Annotated in this window: 15 protein-coding genes and 1 riboswitch; of the genes, 6 read left to right on the forward strand and 9 right to left on the reverse strand. The window is 51.6% G+C overall.

Annotated features, from left to right (window positions below):
• Nucleotides 1-241: 241 nt before the first annotated feature.
• Nucleotides 242-361, forward strand: a riboswitch (TPP riboswitch).
• Nucleotides 362-503: 142 nt separating this feature from the next.
• The 6 genes from thiC to thiH are packed head-to-tail and all read left to right on the forward strand — an operon-like array spanning nt 504 to nt 5,941.
• Nucleotides 504-2,453 (forward strand): phosphomethylpyrimidine synthase ThiC, encoded by a 1,950-nt coding sequence (thiC, locus tag U868_RS0118365; RefSeq protein WP_025154574.1) that lies wholly within the window; start codon nt 504-506, stop codon nt 2,451-2,453.
• Entirely contained in the window at nt 2,440-3,105 is a 666-nt protein-coding gene (gene thiE / locus U868_RS0118370) for a thiamine phosphate synthase (RefSeq protein ID WP_025154575.1), read from the forward strand. Before thiC ends, thiE begins: the two co-directional genes overlap by 14 nt.
• Nucleotides 3,095-3,853 carry a HesA/MoeB/ThiF family protein gene (locus U868_RS0118375; RefSeq protein ID WP_025154576.1) on the forward strand — a complete coding sequence of 253 codons (759 nt, stop codon included), beginning with the start codon at nt 3,095-3,097 and terminating at the stop codon, nt 3,851-3,853. The genes thiE and U868_RS0118375 overlap by 11 nt, the downstream gene beginning before the upstream one ends.
• A complete protein-coding gene (gene thiS / locus U868_RS0118380; RefSeq protein ID WP_025154577.1) occupies nt 3,844-4,044 on the forward strand; it encodes a sulfur carrier protein ThiS in 201 nt (66 codons plus the stop codon). The genes U868_RS0118375 and thiS overlap by 10 nt, the downstream gene beginning before the upstream one ends.
• Before the next feature lie 2 nt (nt 4,045-4,046).
• A complete protein-coding gene (locus tag U868_RS0118385; protein WP_025154578.1) occupies nt 4,047-4,814 on the forward strand; it encodes a thiazole synthase in 768 nt (255 codons plus the stop codon).
• The gene (thiH, locus tag U868_RS0118390; RefSeq protein ID WP_025154579.1) at nt 4,814-5,941 is read left to right on the forward strand and encodes a 2-iminoacetate synthase ThiH; all 1,128 of its coding nucleotides are present in this window, start codon (nt 4,814-4,816) and stop codon (nt 5,939-5,941) included. Before U868_RS0118385 ends, thiH begins: the two co-directional genes overlap by 1 nt.
• A 68-nt stretch (nt 5,942-6,009) precedes the next feature.
• Here thiH and U868_RS0118395 read toward each other — a convergent pair whose 3' ends face one another.
• The 9 genes from U868_RS0118395 to rpoC all read right to left on the reverse strand — a co-directional run bounded on the left by U868_RS0118395 (nt 6,010) and on the right by rpoC (nt 20,173).
• Entirely contained in the window at nt 6,010-6,423 is a 414-nt protein-coding gene (locus U868_RS0118395; RefSeq protein ID WP_025154580.1) for a hypothetical protein, read from the reverse strand.
• A 65-nt stretch (nt 6,424-6,488) separates the two neighbouring features.
• Entirely contained in the window at nt 6,489-7,181 is a 693-nt protein-coding gene (locus U868_RS0118400) for a CPBP family intramembrane glutamic endopeptidase (RefSeq protein ID WP_025154581.1), read from the reverse strand.
• 432 nt (nt 7,182-7,613) lie between these two features.
• Nucleotides 7,614-8,390, reverse strand: a complete 777-nt coding sequence (locus U868_RS0118410) for a hypothetical protein (RefSeq protein WP_025154582.1) — start codon at nt 8,388-8,390, stop codon at nt 7,614-7,616.
• A 32-nt stretch (nt 8,391-8,422) separates the two neighbouring features.
• On the reverse strand, nt 8,423-9,202 hold the full coding sequence (locus U868_RS0118415) for a hypothetical protein (protein WP_025154583.1): 780 nt from the start codon (nt 9,200-9,202) through the stop codon (nt 8,423-8,425).
• Nucleotides 9,189-11,132 carry a lipase family protein gene (locus U868_RS0118420; protein WP_025154584.1) on the reverse strand — a complete coding sequence of 648 codons (1,944 nt, stop codon included), beginning with the start codon at nt 11,130-11,132 and terminating at the stop codon, nt 9,189-9,191. Before U868_RS0118420 ends, U868_RS0118415 begins: the two co-directional genes overlap by 14 nt.
• Nucleotides 11,113-11,934 carry a DUF4123 domain-containing protein gene (locus U868_RS0118425; RefSeq protein WP_051583081.1) on the reverse strand — a complete coding sequence of 274 codons (822 nt, stop codon included), beginning with the start codon at nt 11,932-11,934 and terminating at the stop codon, nt 11,113-11,115. The genes U868_RS0118420 and U868_RS0118425 overlap by 20 nt, the downstream gene beginning before the upstream one ends.
• Nucleotides 11,931-13,925 carry a type VI secretion system Vgr family protein gene (locus U868_RS0118430; protein ID WP_051583082.1) on the reverse strand — a complete coding sequence of 665 codons (1,995 nt, stop codon included), beginning with the start codon at nt 13,923-13,925 and terminating at the stop codon, nt 11,931-11,933. The genes U868_RS0118425 and U868_RS0118430 overlap by 4 nt, the downstream gene beginning before the upstream one ends.
• 623 nt (nt 13,926-14,548) lie before the next feature.
• Entirely contained in the window at nt 14,549-15,862 is a 1,314-nt protein-coding gene (locus U868_RS0118435) for a polysaccharide deacetylase family protein (protein ID WP_025154587.1), read from the reverse strand.
• Nucleotides 15,863-15,946: 84 nt separating this feature from the next.
• Nucleotides 15,947-20,173, reverse strand: a complete 4,227-nt coding sequence (rpoC, locus tag U868_RS0118440) for a DNA-directed RNA polymerase subunit beta' (protein ID WP_025154588.1) — start codon at nt 20,171-20,173, stop codon at nt 15,947-15,949.
• Between the last annotated feature and the right edge of the window lie 20 nt (nt 20,174-20,193).

A 20,193-nucleotide genomic window follows, 5' to 3' on the forward strand; every position in this document is an offset into this window, starting at 1 on the left:
CAGAAAGCAATCAATAAGGCCAATAAATAACCAAATGTCTTTTCTTATATGCCGTAATTAAGGCACGCCGACAAAAAACATCGGCAACTGACCGGAAATTATCAGTTTTAATTTAATTTTTTTTATCTTTCGCCGCCGCGGTATAAGCGCTGACTATCAGGGAGGATGACCGGGAATGCGTCAGGTAAATAAATGATGTTATAAAAAGGTTGTAGTTTCCGGGCAGCTTCTTATACTGAAATCTTTCTTGTCGGAGTGCCCAGCATTTATCCCCGTGATAAATCGGGCTGAGACCGTTAATTCGGGATCCGCGGAACCTGATCGGGTTAGTACCCGCGAAGGGAACAAGAGTAATCTTTCCTTTTTTAACCGCCGTTTTTCAGCCGCCGCCATGCGGATGTTGGGTACAGCCGGTTATCACGCATTACTCCTGACGCACCTCCAGACAAGCAATTTCTCACTTTTTCTTCCGGTTTTGCCGGTTTCACTGTAAGGAATTTGCTATGTCCCGTGAACAACGTATTGATACCACTGATCTCTCCCCGGGGACGGAAACCGCCGCCCCGTCCAAAGCCCGCACCCGCCGTGAGCAGCGCGACGCGGCAGAGGAATATATCAGTACCCTGAAAGGCGTGAATTTCCCGAACTCCTCCCGTATTTATCTCACCGGTTCGCGCCCGGATCTCCGGGTACCGATGCGGGAAATTGCCTTGTCCCCGACCCTGATCGGCGGCGATAAAGCCAATCCGCAGTATGAAGAGAACGAGCCGGTGCCGGTTTATGATACCGCCGGGCCGTACGGCGACCCGCAGGTAAAACTGGATGTCCGCGCCGGTCTTGCCCGTCTGCGTGAACAATGGGTTGCAGAGCGCGGCGATACCGAAGCGGTGACACACCTGAGTTCTGATTTTACCCGTGACCGGCTGGCCGATAACGGCCTTGACCATCTGCGCTACCCGAACCGCCCGGCACCGCTGAAAGCCAAAACCGGAAAATGCGTGACACAACTGCATTATGCCCGGAAAGGGATTGTCACCCCCGAGATGGAATTTATCGCCATCCGTGAAAATATGGGGCGTGAACGCATCCGGGGTGACGTCCTGCTGCAACAGCATCCGGGACAGCATTTCGGTGCCAATCTGCCGGATAATATCACCCCTGAGTTTGTCCGCGATGAAGTCGCTGCCGGACGCGCCATTATCCCGTCCAATATTAACCACCCGGAATCCGAACCGATGATTATCGGCCGCAATTTCCTGGTGAAAGTGAATGCCAATATCGGCAACTCCTCTGTCACCTCCTCCATTGAGGAAGAAGTGGAGAAACTGGTCTGGTCCACCCGCTGGGGGGCAGATACGGTGATGGATCTCTCCACCGGCCGCTATATCCACGAAACCCGCGAATGGATACTGCGTAACAGCCCGGTGCCTATCGGTACCGTGCCGGTCTATCAGGCTCTTGAAAAAGTGAACGGTGTTGCCGAAGACCTGACCTGGGAAATGTTCCGCGATACCCTGCTGGAGCAGGCGGAACAAGGAGTGGATTACTTCACTATTCACGCAGGTGTCCTGCTGCGCTATGTGCCGATGACCGCAAAACGCCTGACCGGCATTGTGTCACGCGGCGGATCGATTATGGCGAAATGGTGTCTGTCCCATCATCAGGAAAACTTCCTGTATCAGCACTTCCGTGACATCTGTGAAATCTGCGCGGCCTATGATGTGGCACTGTCGCTCGGTGATGGTCTGCGTCCGGGCTCCATTCAGGATGCCAACGACGAAGCCCAGTTCGCTGAACTGCATACCCTCGGCGAGCTGACCAAAATTGCGTGGGAATATGATGTGCAGGTGATGATTGAAGGCCCCGGCCATGTGCCGATGCAGATGATCCGCAAAAATATGACCGAAGAACTGGAACACTGCCATGAAGCGCCGTTTTACACCCTGGGGCCGCTGACCACCGATATCGCACCGGGCTATGACCATTTCACATCCGGCATCGGTGCGGCACTGATCGGCTGGTTCGGCTGTGCCATGCTCTGTTATGTGACACCGAAAGAGCATCTCGGATTACCAAACAAAGAAGATGTTAAACAAGGACTTATCACCTATAAAATCGCCGCGCACGCCGCCGATCTCGCCAAGGGACATCCGGGAGCACAAATCCGCGATAACGCGATGTCAAAAGCGCGTTTCGAGTTCCGCTGGGAAGATCAGTTCAATCTGGCGCTGGATCCGGAAACCGCCCGGACTTACCACGATGAAACGCTGCCGCAGGCATCCGGCAAAGTCGCGCATTTTTGTTCAATGTGCGGGCCGAAATTCTGCTCAATGAAAATTTCACAGGAAGTCCGCGACTACGCCGCCGGGATGGAAGAGATGTCTGACGCCTTCCGCGCCAAAGGCAGCGAGCTGTACCACAGTGCAGAGGAGCGTATCGATGAATCTGCCTGACGCGCCGTTTGCCCGGACGGAACACCAATTAGGGCTGTATCCGGTGGTGGATTCACTGGTGTGGATTGAACGGCTGCTGGTATCCGGTGTGCGGACAATCCAGCTGCGCATCAAGGACAAAACCGATGCACAGGTGGATGAGCAGATCCGCACTGCCGTTGCGCTGGGAAAACAGTATCAGGCGCGGTTGTTTATCAATGACTACTGGCGCCTTGCCATAAAGCACCGTGCGTATGGTGTGCATCTCGGCCAGGAAGATCTGGATATTGCTGACTTGCGGGCGATTCAGCAGGCCGGGCTGCGCCTCGGGATTTCCACCCACGATGATACGGAATTGCAGCGCGCCAAAGCGCTGCATCCGTCCTATATCGCACTGGGACATATTTTCCCGACACAAACCAAAATCATGCCCTCATCCCCGCAGGGACTGGAAAACTTAGCCCGCCAGGTTGCGGCCACGCCGGATTTCCCGCTGGTCGCCATCGGCGGTATTTCCCTCGAACGCGCCCCGGCCGTGGCTGCCACCGGGGTCGGCAGTATTGCAGTAGTCAGCGCCATCACCAAAGCCGCTGACTGGCAGGCTGCCACCCGGCAGCTGATGACACTGACCGGGGAAACCACTGAATATCGGGAGGTCAACCATGCTGAATGATCATGATTTTATGCGCTACAGCCGCCAGCTGCTGCTGGAGGATATCGGCCCGGAAGGTCAGCTGAAACTCAAAAAGTCTCATGCGGTGATCACCGGTCTCGGCGGACTGGGCTCCCCTGCGGCACTGTATCTGGCCGCAGCCGGTGTCGGTGAACTGACCCTGATTGATGATGATGAAGTGCATCTCTCCAACCTCCAGCGCCAGATTTTATATACCGAAGCCGATGTACCGGACAATAAAGCCCGTACGGCAGCGGCACGTCTGCGGGCGCTGAATCCGGCACTGACACTCAATGTGATCTCCGAACGTCAGACCCGGGAAACGCTGCAATACATTGTACAAACAGCAGATATTGTCCTCGATTGTACCGACAACATGGCCACCCGCCATGCCATCAACGCTGCCTGCGTGACTCAGCAAAAAATCCTGGTCAGCGGCAGCGCGGTCGGCTTCAGCGGACAGCTTCTGGTACTGCAGCCGCCGTTTGAACACGGCTGTTACTGCTGTCTTTATCCCGATGATGTCATTCCGGAACGCAATTGCCGCACTGCCGGTGTGCTCGGCCCGGTTGTCGGCGTGATCGGCACACTCCAGGCGCTGGAAGCGATAAAACTGCTGGCCGGATTATCTTCCCCGCTGAACGGAAAATTACGCCTTTTCGACGGCAGACAGCAAAGCTGGAGCACTTTACAGCTCCGGCGGGCGGCAGACTGCCCGGTGTGTCAGGAGGCAGCTGCATGCGCATAACGGTTAATGACGAGGTGATGAATTTTGATACACCACTGACTGTCAGTGAGCTGTTAGCATCCCTCGGCCGTCCGGTGACGGGTATGGCTGTCGCGGTAAACCAGACCATTGTTGTCCGTGGCACCTGGTCAGAACACGTTGTCCGCGACGGCGATCAGATTTTACTTTTTCAGGCTATCGCAGGAGGTTAATGATGCTGACGATTGCAGATACCACATTTACATCCCATTTATTTACCGGCACCGGGAAATACACCAGCAGCCGGGTGATGCAGGAAGCAATTGCTGCCTCCGGCAGCCAGTTAGTCACCATGGCGATGAAGCGCATCGATCTTTCTCAGGGACATGACGATATCCTCGCCCCGCTCCGTGAACTCGGTATTAAACTGCTGCCGAATACTTCCGGCGCAAACAATGCCCGGGAAGCGGTGTTTGCCGCACAACTGGCGCGGGAAGCACTCGGCACCAACTGGATCAAACTGGAGATCCACCCCGATGCCCGTTACCTGCTGCCGGACCCGGTGGAAACCCTGACTGCGGCAGAAATACTGGTGAAAGAGGGGTTTGTTGTCCTGCCTTACTGCAGTGCTGACCCCGTACTATGCCGCCGGTTGCAGGAAGCCGGATGCGCCGCCGTTATGCCGCTGGGTTCGCCTATCGGCTCCAATCAGGGATTACAGACCCGCGATATGCTGCGCATTATTATTGAACAGGCAACGGTTCCGGTAGTGGTTGATGCCGGGATCGGCGCACCAGGCCACGCCCTCGAGGCCATCGAACTGGGCGCGGATGCCGTGCTGGTCAATACCGCGATGGCGGTTGCCCGGTCACCGGTCACCATGGCAAAAGCCTTCCGTCAGGCCATTGAGGCCGGGCTGCTGGCACGGGAAGCCGGACTTGCGCCGGTGCAGCAGCAGGCATCGGCATCCAGCCCGCTGACCTCATTCCTGGGAGCATTGTGATGAGTGAAAAAACCTTCAGCGACCGCTGGCAGCAGCTGGACTGGGATGACCTCACCTTACAGCTCAACAGTAAAACTGCGCGGGATGTCGAACGGGCGCTGAGTGCAGACACGCTGACTACCGCAGATTTTATGGCACTGATCTCCCCGGCTGCCCGGCCGTATCTCGAAATTATGGCGCAGAAAGCACAGACACTGACCCGGCAGCGTTTCGGCCATGTCGTCGGGATGTATGTCCCGCTCTATCTCTCTAACCTGTGTGCCAACGACTGCACTTACTGCGGCTTCTCCATGAGCAACCACATTAAGCGTAAGACCCTGACACCGGAAGAAATCCATACCGAATGTAAGGCAATAAAAGCCCTCGGCTTTGACAGCCTGCTGCTGGTCACCGGCGAACATCAGCGCAAAGTGGGGATGGACTACTTCCGCGAAACCTTCCCGCTGATCCGCGATTACTTCAGCACCATGATGATGGAAGTGCAGCCGATGGCGACAGAGGAATACGCCGAGCTGCGCACACTGGGGCTGGACGGCGTGATGGTATATCAGGAAACCTACCATGAGAGCACCTATCAGCGGCATCATCTGAAAGGGAAAAAACAGGATTTTCACTGGCGGCTGCAAACCCCGGATCGCCTTGGTCAGGCCGGGATCAGCAAGATCGGACTGGGCGCACTGATCGGCCTGTCCGGTCAGTGGCGGACGGACTGTTATATGGTTGCGGAGCATCTGCACTATCTGCGCCAGCGCTACTGGAAAACCCGTTATTCCATCTCGTTCCCGCGTCTGCGCCCGTGTGCGGGCGGTATTGAGCCTGAATCCCTGATGAATGAAGCGGAGCTGGTGCAGCTTATCTGTGCCTTCCGCCTGTTCGCACCCGATATTGAGCTGTCACTCTCCACCCGCGAATCACCGTATTTCCGTGATCATATGGTACCGGTGGCGATAAACCAGGTCAGCGCCGGTTCCCGCACCCAGCCCGGCGGCTATGCCGAAGAGGATGATCCGGAACTGGAGCAGTTCAGTCCGCATGACAACCGTTCGCCGCAGCAGGTCGCCGATGCCCTGCTCGCCGCCGGTCTTCAGCCGGTCTGGAAGGACTGGGATAAATATCTGGGAAGATAAGGTAAGAAAGGCCGGTATCACCGGCCTGATTTGGGTAAGAGATCAAAAAACTATAATTTTACTGTATATTATAATCTTAACGTGATTGTGATTATACCCATTAAAATACCTTGATTATATAAAGGAAGAAATAAATTTATGAAAATAAAAACCCAAAAATACTCAAACCCAGAATCATTATATTTTTGTCTTTTGTATATATATAGCGGAGGAAAAACAAACCAGACCCATGATGGACAATAAAAACCATTTTTTTTCAAAAAAACTCTGTCTTTAATAAAGAAAAAAAATGAAACAAGAAAAACAAGAACAGAAATAAACACCTCTGCATTAAAAAAATCAGCGCCACTTATATCCCATTGATTAAAACCAATAAAATACATAAAAATAACAAACCATAAAAAAACAATATTACCTATTGTAAATAACAAATAGGGAAACATCAATAACTTCAAATACACACTATTTTTTTCTTTATTCATTTTAATACCTTAACAAAAATAACACACTTTAATATCTTATTTTCAAATACGGTCTTGAGATATGGTTAACCGTCATATCCATAATGATAAGTTTGAATGTTAAAATAAAAAATATTAAATAGAGCGTGTAAAATAACAGGCAGAAGTACGCCTCCGCTTTTCATTCTGGCCAGTAATAATATTATTGATAAAAAAACAAATAGCACAACTCCGGATAAACAAACGCCAAATCTGATATCATAAGCATTGTAAACAATGAAAAACAGGGTTGAAACAGAGAACAAAATTTTTCTTGAATATTTTATTAACTCATTAAATAACACGCCACAAAAAACAACCCCCTGAATTATTGGCTGAATAACAAAAACAGAAAAATAAAAAAGCACTTTAGATACAGATATTGTTTCATCTATGTCCGAATAATACCTTCCAGCCTCAAACTCAATACCCGTTAATTTTTCAATCAAAAATAAAACAAATACCACTGGCACGATGATAAATGTCAATTCAGTAACTGTTTTTATTTTTATAGTACCAATAAGCACAGGGGTATTTGTTTTATTATAAAAAAATAAGATAGCAAGAACTACTGCTAATTCAATAAAGTCAACTATAAATCGAAGTGACATATAAAATGACTCAAAAATATAACTACTAAATATTATCACATAGTCATCAGAATAAAATAAAAAAACAAGCATAACGACACATAAAACAACGGGTTTACTAAATAATTTGTGATTACTCATATCAATCATAACTCTGCATTAATAATATTAAATTCATTATGTTAATTAGCTTTTAATTTCCAAAAAAAATCTTAAGGCATCGTTTAACACAAAGTGTAAAAACCACCGGTCAGTACCATAGAGCGGGCAACAGCACAGTAAGACGTACATTATTTTGTTAATTCACGGGTATTCTCCTCAAACCGTGTCAGGGCTGTTTTACTGCTGTTATTGCTGTGCTGATATCTGAACAGTTCACCCGGCACACTTTCCCTATGGAGAAAGGTATTATTCCGCGCTTATTATTTGCAACAATCACCGGTGTGTGACCGTAAAATATCAGCAGCCGGTCAGATAACCGGAATATACTTTCCGTTTACCCGTGAGAATATCGGGGAAAAAGGAGGATGATTTATCACCATCCTCATCCGTGCAACACCCTCCGGAAGGTGATTGCCTGTTTTAAGGTTGTGCCGCCCGGCGCGCTTCCCGGATTTTCAGTAATTTCTTATAGTCCGGGTAGATTTCGCCTTCTCTTTCTTCCTCTCCATCCGGATAGGTGATAACGGTTTTATTTCCCGGTTTGTTTTCTTTTATATCTGTCCAGCGGCTGAGCATCCCCTGTTCATAATCCACCGTCAGATGAATATTTTCCGCCCCCGCCAGCCGGTACGTGACCATGTCGTTTTCACCAATCAGATTAAATGTTTTTTCCTGTTTTCCGAGAAAAAATTCATTGATTAGCGGAAACAGCAACAAATTGCCCCTGAAATCACCCCGGTGCGGAATATAGCCGCCGTTAAACACCGCCGGGGCATAATTTCCGGTGATAAACACCGTTTCAAAACCATAATTTTTCGTGATTGCCGGGTCAACGGTATGAGGATGTTTCAGTCTGACCTCATAGGTGAGACTGCTGAGTGTCCAGTCACAATATCCGCCCCCGGACACCGGTACCGCTGCACTCACCCTGCCATTCACTGCGGTCAGCGGGTAATCCGCCCGGTTCGTTTTCGCCACCTCATAAGGCTTATCGCGACTGTCATATTCGGTACGGGTACATTTTTTTGAACGGTAGACGGCCGATAACGGCAGCGATTCCAGTGCGTCCGGTACCGTGGCGGAAAAATGAATCATCCGGCTGTCTGCCGGCGGCGACAGCGCCGTGTTGTAGGAACAGCCCGTCAGGGCTGATGCGGCCAGAATGACGGCCACCGGGATACGGTTATATAAATTCACGGGTATTCTCCTCAAACCGTGTCAGGGCTGTTTTAACGCTGTGCCGCCGCCCGGCGCGCTTCCCGGATTTTCAGTAATTTCTTATAACTTGGATAGATTTTTCCTTTTCGTTCTTCCTCTCCGTCCGGATAGGTGATAACGGTTTTATTTCCCGGTTTTTTTTCTTTTATATCTGTCCAGCGGCTGAGCATCCCCTGTTCATAATCCACCGTCAGGTGAATATTTTCCGCACCCGCCAGCCGGTACGTGACCATGTCGTCTTCAGCAACCAGATGAAATGTTTTTTCTTGTTTTCCGAGAAAAATATCACGAATAAACGGGAACAACAGCAAATTGCCCCTGAAATCACCCCGGTGCGGAATATAGCCGCCGTTAAACACCGCCGGGGCGTAATTTCCGGTGATAAAAACCGTTTCAAACCCGAAATTATCAGTGATTTCCGGGTCAACGGTATGAGGATGTTTCAGTCTGACCTCATAGGTGAGACTGCTGAGTGTCCAGTCACAGTATCCGCCCCCGGACACCGGTACCGCTGCACTCACCCTGCCGTTCACTGCGGTCAGCGGATAATCCGCCCAGTTCGCTTTCGCCACCTCATAAGGCTTATCGCGGCTGTCATATTCGGTACGGGTGCATTTTTTTGAACGGTAGACGGCCGATAACGGCAGCGATTCCAGTGCGTCCGGTACCGTGGCGGAAAAATGAATCATCCGGCTGTCTGCCGGCGGCGACAGCGCCGTGTTGTAGGAACAGCCCGTCAGGGCTGATGCGGCCAGAATGACGGCCACCGGGATACTGTTATATAAATTCACGGGTATTCTCCTCAAACCGTGTCAGGGCTGTTTTACTGCTGTTATTGCTGTGCTGATATCTGAACAGTTCACCCAGCACACTTTCCATATGAAGAAAGGTATTATTCCGCGCCACATTCGGCGGATAAGCATCAGTGCTGTCAATCCGGGAAATAAAATCCGTCCGCTTCCGGTTCTGTTCCGGGGTGTTCTTTTCATTAATCTGCCTTATCACCTGATTACTGATGATACGCATATACTGGTCGCTCATACTGTGGGCAGCAAAGCTCATTCCCACCGTATCAAGCGCCGGGTTGGTGTACTGAGGGAAGGTCTCTCCCAGCACGTTTTTATCCGCCGAGCTTATCAGGTATTCCTGCTGCTCTTTTAATGTGTCACTGAGGTCTTCCCGGATCCCCGGCACCAGATAAAACTTAAAGCCGGAATCAAAACGCCACCGGGCTTTAACGGTGCTGTTTCCTTTTCCTGCCGGATGTGCACGGTCTTCCCCTATCTGTCTGGCCTCAAAAAAGGCCACCGGCTGACCATGATGCCAGTATACCTCACCAAAATCCGGCAGCGCTTTCTGTACCGGCAGTGTCGGCGCGGAGGCAATGGTCCATGCCGTGCCGAGAGCGATACCAAACCATCCCCAGGCTTCAAACAGCCAGCTGTCCATGTTGGTATCGCTGGGCACACTGGTGACCGCATCCGCATCGTTGACATGCCTGAAATGGGGAAGGTCACGGAAGGCGAGCACGGCTGTTCTGGTGAAGACCCGCGGCATACCGTAGGTGTACACCAGCGGGTCCTTGTCTTTTAAATCGGCGGCATGCAGCAGCGCCCCGGTTCCGCCGAGGCTGTGACCGCAGACGAATAATTGTTTATCCCTGGCGGCAACAGGTATCCTGCCTAACTGTTTTCTGAAATATCGGCCCATACACTCATAAGCGTCGAGAAATCCGTAATGAGCCTTTGCGTTCTCTACCCGGCTGTACGGCACCGGCTTGTAAGAGGCATCAGTCATCACATCCCGGCCGCCGTCCGTCCCCCGCCAGGAAACAATAACGTGGGTGTTGTTCTCCACAAAAAACATCCTTCTCTTATGTTCCAGGGTCGCCGTATCCCTGACCTGCGAACTGTCGAGAAAGATAGCCGGGCGGTAGCGTTCTCTGAACGGAACATCGGTGGTGACAGCATAAAACCGGGCCCCGTCCTCAAACGAAGGCGGGGCGGACAAATCAAAGCAGGCATTGTAAAAAAAGGACGAGACGGTATTTTTCTCATCCAGTACCGGCCGCATGTCCGTTCCCTTCGCATCCGGATCCCGCATGATTTCATTGCAGTAGGAGAGCAGCGCCATCAGGGCCAGATTATAAGCGTTGACCAGATCATACGTTCCGGTGTGATTCAGTATCAGCGACCAGGCCCTGAACGGGCAGATTTCAATCATATGACGGCGGTTAAAGTCTTTACCGGAAAAACGGATCCCCGGAAAATCGGTCTCGCTTTTAAAATGGTAACGGGGCAGCCCGAATGCCGCGTAATTCCACTCTTCAATCTCCGGGGCGCGGTCACACAGCTCACCAATGACCACATAGCGGTAACTGTGGTCATTCAGGGCCGCCAGGGCTTTTGCCTCAGAATGTTCCGGTCCGCGTCCTTCACGCAGCGGCCGGAGTTCCATCTCATCCGCCAGTTCCTGTGCATCTGTTTTTAATATCACAGAGGTCAGCGGCAGGTTTTCCTCCCTGATGAGACCATCCTTCCCGGAGCGCCCCTGCCGGGTTTCACCGCCGTAAATCATTAATGAATAAGGGATCCCCGCCACAGGGGCGTTATGTTCATCGACCAGCATAAATTCAATCCATGCCTGTCGTTTACTGCAGTCAGTGCAGTAAGGGTCATTATACTGTACGGTCTGAAATGTCTTACTTTGCTCTGGCTGCATCGGTGATCCCTGTCTGCGGGTGAATAATATTCTGGTCTGTCAGATAACGGATAAAGAGCGCATTGCCTGCCCAGGTCACATCCGTCAGATCCTCCCGGCAGGTATCCATGTAATCATTAATCAGCGCCATCAGGCGGCCGGGAGGTTCATCCAGCTGAAGAGCCAGCTCAGAATGATCCTCCCAGAACTGGATATAAAAATTATCGGTGATATTACGCCGTGACTGCGCAGAGTTATTCCAGGCCTCTGTCAGGTGGCGGCCCGGAACAAAAAGACCGGAAGGTACGATTGTGCCGGTATCTGCGGGACGGCTCAGGATGATATTGCCGTCCGGGGACGGGATACAGCAGCCGGCGGCCGGCGCCAGCAGGGAAGCCCAGTCTGCCGGTTTGCAGGCAGGGATAATCACAGCCGCAATTCTTGCATCGAACAGCCGCAAAATGCAGTCCTCCCCCTCAAACAGCATCCGCTGATAGTGCTGCCAGTGAGTTATCTGTGCATCCCAGCTGCCGGTACTGTGATATGCCCAGCCCCAGCTTTCATCCGGAAACGGGTTGTTATCCAGATATTGCCCCATTCCGGACAGGGCCTGCCATTTGACGCGGACAAGCCAGGGACCGGCTGAGCCCAGGTGTGACAACGGTGTGCCGGCATACAGCGGCTGTGCCTCATCAATCCAGTCATACCGGTAAAACAGGTCTGACGGATCAGGGCGGGCCAGCTTATTCAGCAGAAAATAAACGTCGTGCTGACTGTCCGATGTCAGCCATGTCCGCCAGTCTGTTGTCTTCATACCTTTCATGCCTCCCCGGCCGGTTTAACCATCAGGCCGCCCGGATGCTGTGAGGCCAGCGCACAGTGTTTTTTCGCCGGATGCGGCGGTTCAGCCGGCGGTACCCCGTCCGGCGGCTGCAGCCGGACAGGGATACCACCGCCGGGTGCATTGTCGCCGACATTCATATTACCGGACGAAAAAATCGCCCCCGGGGTAATACGGATAAAACTGTCGCCGACTTTGAGGGTGATTTCTGTTCCGGCCTCAATGATGATTTTTCCGTCGCTGACGAGATGTGTCTGCTGTCCGCTGGATGTCACCAGGTTTCTGTCTGCCCGGGTATGTTGTTCGCCTTTGATATGCAGCGAGGTATCCCCGGTAATCTGATGTTTTTGTGAACCATCAATAATGACATGCTCATCACCGGTCAGTTCGGTATAACTGTTATGATCAATTCGCCGTTTCAGGTCATTTTGTATATGCCAGGTCGCGTTATCTTCGACATGCACATTCATGTCTTTCTGAGCATGAATATACACCTCTTCCTGACCGGCCAAATCATCAAAGCGCAGCTCATTAAACCCGTCCCCTTTATGGGTTTTGGTGCGGAACGTGGTGCGGGTTTTCTCTTTCGGCAGGTTCAGCGGCGGACGGTTGCGCCCGTTATAGGTGCAGCCGGTGATGACCGGACGATCAATATCCCCGTTAAGGTATGAAATAATGACCTCCTGCCCGATACGCGGTACCGACATAAAACCGAAACCGTCCCCGTTCCAGCCATGGGCAACCCGTACCCAGCAGGAAGCGCTGTGATCCGGTCTGCCGTAGCGATCCCAGTGAAAAAACACTTTCACCTCACCCTGATCGTTAGTGTAGATTTCCTCTCCTTCCGGCCCGACCACCGTTGCCAGCTCGTCACCGTCCGCCTGCGGGCGGAAACGGTACGGCGGCCGCCATTCGCGGGAGCCGGGAATGAACTGCACGGTATTACTGAAGGTTGTGCCTTCACCACCGCTGTTGTCTGCCAGCGGCTGGCGACCGTGATGATTCACGGTGACTACCTGCCACGACTGATTCATCACCCCTGACGGGTGGTTTTTCAGGGTGAAGATTTTCCCCGGCCTCAGGGCAAAGCAGTTGGTGCCCGCACTGCCGGTCTGGCGTTCATTCTGGGACTGTTCATAGCGCAGCATCGTAAAGTAGCCGCCCGGCTCATCCTGCTGAAAACGACCGTAACTTTCAAAAGTACCGTGCTGCCGGTGTATATCCCCGGTCAGCTGATGCTCAAGGGGGTAAGAGGGATTCTGCGGGTTGTAATCTTTCCGGATCTGAATATCACTGCACAGCTTTTCGGCGTAGCGCCAGGAGAATGCCGTGCTGTCACCGGTGTCCGTATCCGCCTGCGGGTTGTAGGTCAGGTGAATACCGGCGGTCATGCCGAGATGACTGTCACTGTAAAAGAGTACCGGGCCTTCCTCAAACCAGAAATTAATACCCTCTTCTGCCGCCAGACGGCACCAGAAATCATACGCGGATTCCCGCTTCTGAGTGATGTAATCGCGCTTCCCGTGCAGTTCACCGTCGTAAAATTTCAGGTCATTTTTGACGTGTGCCTCATCCAGCAGGGTAGCGAGAACTTCCGGTACGGATTGCTGCCGGAAGATACGGCTGTCCTGGTTAAGAGTCATGATCCACATTTCCGGGCGGATCAGAAAGTGATACCAGGTTTTGTTGCCATCGGTATTGCCCTGTTCAGCGGAGGCCAGCAGCCCCTGCACGGTACGCACTTTAACACCGTTGCGGGTGACGGTCAGTGAGGCGGCAGAGCCGAGATGCTCTTCAAAGGCAACGGACGGCAGCAGGCTGACTGCACTGAGGGTCAGCGAAAACAGTGAGGACAGGGATTCACTGAGTGAAAACTCGGTGACCTGAAAGGTCTGCTCCGGCAACCGGCCGATTTTGCAGGTAAACACCAGGCCGGACTGCCCCGGCAACAATTCAGAAACGGACGGGATCATGCCGGCTCCATAAATAAGGACAGACGAATTCTGCACACCGTTGTCGCCAGACAGTGCTGTGCAGAACCCATCACTGAAAACAAACCGGCACGGCAGAAATACCGTCCGGCACGGTATCATTACGCTTCATCCGGCACACCGGGCAAGCGCGGGAGGGAATAATAGATTTCACATAACAGGCTGTAAAGCATGGCTGACCAGCGGTATGGCACTAAATATTTATCTTTCGTTGAAAATGGTGTGAGAATAGGAATATAACACTGAGAAAAAGGCTGATTATGATATTTTTGGCATGATAATCCGATAATCAGTATTCACTGCGCGGGTAAATAAAGAAAAACGCATTATATTACAATTTGTTATGCTCACTTTAAATGACAGCCAAAAAAACAAAGATGTAATGAAATATGTCACTTTTATAATATGTTGAATATTAATAATTAAATTAACAGATTATCGTTAAACAGGAAAAACGCGCTTTTTGATAGTGGATATTTCTGAACTAATAAAAATATTAAGATTTAAATTATTCCGTTACTGTCAGGCAAAAAGCGCGCTATCCCGCAAAAAAACGGCCTGATAATCGTGATTATCAGGCCATGAGTTGTTATATAAAAACGGGATTATCTGTCAACAACAATATCTTTATTCACCACTTCCGGACCACTGTTGCCAATCATGGTGGCAAATTTCTCAATCGGGTCGGTGCGCAGTGCATACAGGCGTTTCAGCGCATACGGGTTATCGCCGAGGCGGACTTTCCCCTGAATGGTGGTGACAGCCATCGTCATACCCGCCTGCTGTGCGGCATCCATCGCATCCTGATTATATGCCCCGAAAGGATATGCCAGGTAATGCTGTTCCGGATTCAGTTTCGCCAGCACGCGCTGTGAACGCTGGTAATCCAGCAGGAGTGTATGTTCTTTACGGCTGAAAATAATCGGGTTTTTGCGGTTATCCAGACGGTGCAAAAAGTGGGTATGTGACTGAATATCAAACACATCCCGTGACTGCATCAGCTCCGGCCAGCACATAAACTGTAATCCGTCCGGTGCCCATTTCTGCGGCTTTGATTTCACCCGTGAGGAAATCACAAACAGGGTGGCTTTCTGATCATTTTGCTTCAGGATCGGATAAGCATAACGGTAAACCGATTTCAGGCCATCGTCGAACGTCAGCGCCACCACTTTGCCCGGCAGGTTATTTTCCTTCGCCAGATAACCGGCCACGTCATCAAGGGAAATCGTCTGGTAACCGGCCTGCTTCAGATAATCCATCTGCGCCTTAAAGGCCTCAACGGATGTGGTGGTCGAGGTATGGCGGAAATTCCTGTTTTCACTGTCTTTCAGAATATGGTGATACGTCAGGATCGGGATCCCTTTATCCAGCTCCACATCCGATAAACGGATGTACGCCAGTCTGTCTGCCAGGCGAATAGTCAGCCAGACATTTTTTTCGCCTTCCCGGTTTTCCCTGACCATTTTGGCCAGTACCGGATAACGCAGATCACCAAACAGAGTAGCAACCGGGGATTTCGATTCATCCGGTGTGCCGAAAACATTGGTGTTACGGATGGTTATCAGATAATCATAAATAGGATTATTGAGTTCATTCAGTGTGTCCAGCGGCGGCACGACTTTAGGTTTTTTATCTGACAGATGTTCGCTGCTGATAAAACCGCGGTCATTGCCAAACTGTAACTCACGGAATTCCCCTTTCACCGGATAAATATAAAAACCGTGTGACGGGTTCAGTTCCGCAACTCCCTGCATCACACCGGCGACCGGTGCAAAAATCATCTGCGGCTCTTTCACCTGAATCAGTGCCGGCGGTTCATCTTTCAGTAACCATTCCTGTGAATCGGAAGGGGCTTCCGCCGCCCGGCTGATACCGGCAACAGAAAATAAAATCATAAAAATAAACAATACGTTGCGCATAATATGCCCGTTTGCTTGCTGTTCTGCACAAAAAAGCCCTCCTTAAAAAGGAGGGCTGTTCAGTCAGTTACATTGCTGTATCACTTACTCTTTGCTGCCACCGAAGCCCGCGTTCAGAAGCTCAGCTAAGTTAGCTGTTGCTTCATCAGCGCTGACCGGCTGTGGTGCTGCATCGGCAGTCTCTGCCAGATGACGGCGGCGGATACGATCCTGGTGGTACGCGAAACCGGTACCGGCCGGGATCAGGCGACCCACAATGACGTTCTCTTTCAGACCGCGCAGTTCGTCGCGTTTACCCGCAACGGCCGCTTCGGTCAGAACGCGGGTGGTCTCCTGGAACGATGCCGCAGAGATAAAGGACTCTGTTGCCAGAGACGCTTTGGTGATACCCAGCAGATCACGTTCGAAGGTTGCAGGAATTTTACCTTCCTGCTCCAGCAGACGGTTTGCCACTTTCACACGTGCATATTCAACCTGCTCACCTTCGAGGAACTCAGAGCTTCCCGCAGAGGTGATGGTGACTTTACGCAGCATCTGACGAACGATAACTTCGATGTGTTTATCGTTAATCTTAACGCCCTGTAAGCGGTAAACTTCCTGGACTTCGTTCGCGATATAACGGGCAACCGCATTCACGCCGCGCAGACGCAGGATATCGTGCGGTGATTCCGGACCATCGGATACGACGTCACCACGTTCAACCATTTCGCCTTCGAACACGTTGAGCTGACGCCATTTCGGAATCATCTCTTCATACGGATCGCTGCCGTCGATTGGTGTGATCACCAGACGGCGTTTACCTTTGGTCTCTTTACCGAACGAGATGATACCGCTGATTTCAGCCAGGATCGCAGGCTCTTTCGGACGGCGCGCTTCGAACAGATCCGCAACGCGCGGCAGACCACCGGTAATATCCTTGGTACCGACAGATTCCTGCGGGATACGTGCCAGCGTGTCACCGGCGTTGATGGTAACACCATCATCCAGCTGAACAATCGCTTTACCCGGCAGGAAGTAAGCGGCAGGCATATCCGTGTTCGGGATCAGAACATCGTTACCCTGTGCATCGACGATTTTCAGTGCCGGACGCATTTCTTTCGCACTGGTGGTACGTTCTGCAGAATCCAGAACAACCAGTGAGGACAGACCGGTTAATTCATCAGTCTGACGGGTGATGGTCTGGCCATCGTGCATATCTGTGAAGCGGATAACACCGGACACTTCACTGACAACCGGCATGGTATGCGGATCCCAGTTAGCGACCGTTTCACCGCCGTTGACAGCTTCACCGTCACCTTTGGAAAGCTGAGCACCGTAAGGAACTTTATAGCTTTCTTTGGTACGGCCGAATTCATCGATCAGACGCAGTTCAGTGTTACGTGAAGTCACCACCAGTTTACCGGCAGTGTTACCGATAAGCTTCGCGTTGAACAGTTTCACTGTACCTTTGTTACGGACCTGAATACTCGATTCCGCAGCAGCACGGGATGCCGCACCACCGATGTGGAACGTACGCATCGTCAGCTGTGTACCCGGTTCACCGATTGACTGTGCCGCGATAACACCCACCGCCTCACCGGCGTTGATGATGTGACCACGCGCCAGGTCACGGCCGTAGCATTTCGCACAGACACCGAAGTCAGTTTCGCAACTTACAACGGAGCGCACTTTCACGCTGTCGACAGAGTTTTCTTCTAACAGGTCACACTGTTTTTCATGCAGCAGGGTGTTACGCGGGATAAGAATATCCGCAGTACCCGGCTTCAGAATGTCTTCAGCAGCCACACGGCCTAATACGCGGTCGCGCAGAGGTTCTTTAACATCACCACCCTCGATAACCGGGGTCATGACGATACCTTCGTGCGTACCACAGTCATCTTCAGTGATGACGAGGTCTTGTGCCACGTCAACCAGACGACGGGTCAGGTAACCGGAGTTTGCTGTTTTCAGTGCGGTATCCGCCAGACCTTTACGCGCACCGTGGGTTGAGATGAAGTACTGGAGTACGTCAAGACCTTCACGGAAGTTCGCAGTGATTGGCGTTTCGATGATGGAACCATCCGGTTTCGCCATCAGACCACGCATACCGGCCAGCTGACGAATCTGTGCGGCAGAACCACGCGCACCGGAGTCGGCCATCATAAAGATACTGTTGAAAGAAACCTGCTGTTCTTCTTCGCCGTCACGGTTAACCACGGTTTCAACAGACAGGTTTTCCATCATCGCCTTGGCAACACGTTCGTTAGCCGCGGCCCAGATATCGATAACTTTGTTATAACGTTCGCCGGCGGTAACCAGACCAGACTGGAACTGTTCCTGGATTTCGGCCACTTCCGCTTCCGCTTCCGCGATGATCCCGGCTTTTTTCTCCGGAATAACCATGTCATCGATACCAACAGATGCACCTGAACGGGCAGCGTAGGCAAAACCGGTGTACATGATCTGGTCAGCAAAGATAACGGTCGGCTTCAGACCCAGAATACGGTAACAGGTGTTCAGCATTTTGGAGATTGCTTTTTTACCCAGCGGCTGGTTAACCAGTGAGTAAGGCAGACCACGCGGAACGATACGCCATAAGATGGCACGGCCGACAGTGGTATCAATCATGCTGGTACGCTTGGTGACATTACCTTCGCCGTCTTTCACTTCTTCAGTGATACGGACTTTCACACGGGCATGCAGAGACGCATGACCGGCGCGGTATACACGCTCAGCTTCAGTTGAACCGTTCAGTACCATGCCTTCGCCTTTGGCGTTAACACAGTCACGGGTCATGTAGTACAGGCCCAGAACAACGTCCTGAGAAGGTACGATAATCGGATCGCCGCTTGCCGGTGACAGGATGTTGTTGGTGGACATCATCAGGGCACGGGCTTCGAGCTGCGCTTCCAGGGTCAGAGGGACGTGAACCGCCATCTGGTCACCATCGAAGTCGGCGTTATACGCCGCACAAACGAGCGGGTGTAACTGGATAGCTTTACCTTCGATAAGGATAGGTTCAAACGCCTGAATACCCAGACGGTGAAGTGTCGGTGCACGGTTCAGGAGAACCGGGTGCTCACGGATAACTTCATCCAGGATATCCCATACGACCGCTTCTTCGCGCTCAACCATTTTCTTGGCAGCTTTGATGGTGGTAGCAAGACCACGCAGTTCCAGCTTACCGTAGATGAACGGTTTGAACAGTTCCAGTGCCATTTTCTTAGGCAGACCGCACTGATGCAGACGCAGGTAAGGACCTACGGTGATTACAGAACGACCGGAATAGTCAACACGCTTACCGAGCAGGTTCTGACGGAAACGACCCTGTTTACCTTTGATCATGTCTGCCAGCGATTTCAGCGGACGCTTGTTAGAGCCGGTAATTGCACGACCACGACGGCCGTTATCCAGCAGCGCATCCACGGCTTCCTGCAGCATACGTTTTTCGTTACGTACGATGATGTCAGGTGCAGCCAGATCCAGCAGGCGTTTCAGACGGTTGTTACGGTTGATCACACGACGGTACAGATCGTTCAGATCTGATGTCGCAAAACGACCACCATCGAGCGGAACTAACGGACGCAGATCCGGTGGTAACACCGGCAGCACTGTCAGGATCATCCACTCCGGTTTGTTACCGGACTGAATGAACGCTTCCAGCAGCTTGATACGCTTGGTCAGTTTCTTACGTTTGGTTTCTGAATTGGTTTCATTCAGTTCTTCGCGCAGGTTTTCGACTTCCTGTTCCAGATCCATTGCTTTCAGCAATGCCTGGATGGCTTCCGCACCCATTTTCGCGTCGAACTCATCACCGAACTCTTCCAGAGCGTCGAGATACTGTTCTTCTGTCAGGATCTGGCTGCGCTCAAGGCTGGTCATCCCGCCTTCAACAACAACATAAGATTCAAAGTACAGAACACGTTCGATATCACGCAGCGGCATATCCAGCAGCAGGCCGATACGGGACGGCAGTGATTTCAGGAACCAGATGTGTGCGGTCGGTGATGCCAGTTCGATGTGACCCATACGCTCACGGCGCACTTTAGTCTGAGTCACTTCAACACCACACTTCTCACAAATCACACCACGGTGTTTCAGACGTTTGTACTTACCGCACAAACATTCGTAATCTTTTACCGGCCCGAAGATACGCGCACAGAAAAGCCCGTCACGCTCAGGTTTGAACGTACGGTAGTTAATGGTTTCCGGCTTTTTCACTTCACCAAATGACCATGAACGAATCATGTCAGGTGAGGCCAGACCAATTTTGATCGCATCAAACTCTTCGGTCTTGGTTTGCGCTTTCAGAAACTTTAATAAGTCTTTCACGAAATGGCTCCTGTCGGAGT

This window comes from Morganella morganii H1r (genome assembly GCF_000633515.1).
Taxonomy (GTDB): Bacteria; Pseudomonadota; Gammaproteobacteria; order Enterobacterales; family Enterobacteriaceae; genus Morganella; species Morganella morganii_B.

Bases quoted from the DNA above. Each gene is read 5' to 3' on its own strand.
- thiC (WP_025154574.1), top strand. From the start codon at position 504: ATGTCCCGTGAACAACGTATTGATACCACTGATCTCTCCCCGGGGACG.
- thiE (WP_025154575.1), top strand. From the start codon at position 2,440: ATGAATCTGCCTGACGCGCCGTTTGCCCGGACGGAACACCAATTAGGG.
- U868_RS0118375 (WP_025154576.1), top strand. From the start codon at position 3,095: ATGCTGAATGATCATGATTTTATGCGCTACAGCCGCCAGCTGCTGCTG.
- thiS (WP_025154577.1), top strand. From the start codon at position 3,844: ATGCGCATAACGGTTAATGACGAGGTGATGAATTTTGATACACCACTG.
- U868_RS0118385 (WP_025154578.1), top strand. From the start codon at position 4,047: ATGCTGACGATTGCAGATACCACATTTACATCCCATTTATTTACCGGC.
- thiH (WP_025154579.1), top strand. From the start codon at position 4,814: ATGAGTGAAAAAACCTTCAGCGACCGCTGGCAGCAGCTGGACTGGGAT.
- U868_RS0118395 (WP_025154580.1), bottom strand. From the start codon at position 6,423: ATGAATAAAGAAAAAAATAGTGTGTATTTGAAGTTATTGATGTTTCCC.
- U868_RS0118400 (WP_025154581.1), bottom strand. From the start codon at position 7,181: ATGATTGATATGAGTAATCACAAATTATTTAGTAAACCCGTTGTTTTA.
- U868_RS0118420 (WP_025154584.1), bottom strand. From the start codon at position 11,132: ATGCAGCCAGAGCAAAGTAAGACATTTCAGACCGTACAGTATAATGAC.
- U868_RS0118425 (WP_051583081.1), bottom strand. From the start codon at position 11,934: ATGAAAGGTATGAAGACAACAGACTGGCGGACATGGCTGACATCGGAC.
- U868_RS0118430 (WP_051583082.1), bottom strand. From the start codon at position 13,925: ATGATCCCGTCCGTTTCTGAATTGTTGCCGGGGCAGTCCGGCCTGGTG.
- U868_RS0118435 (WP_025154587.1), bottom strand. From the start codon at position 15,862: ATGCGCAACGTATTGTTTATTTTTATGATTTTATTTTCTGTTGCCGGT.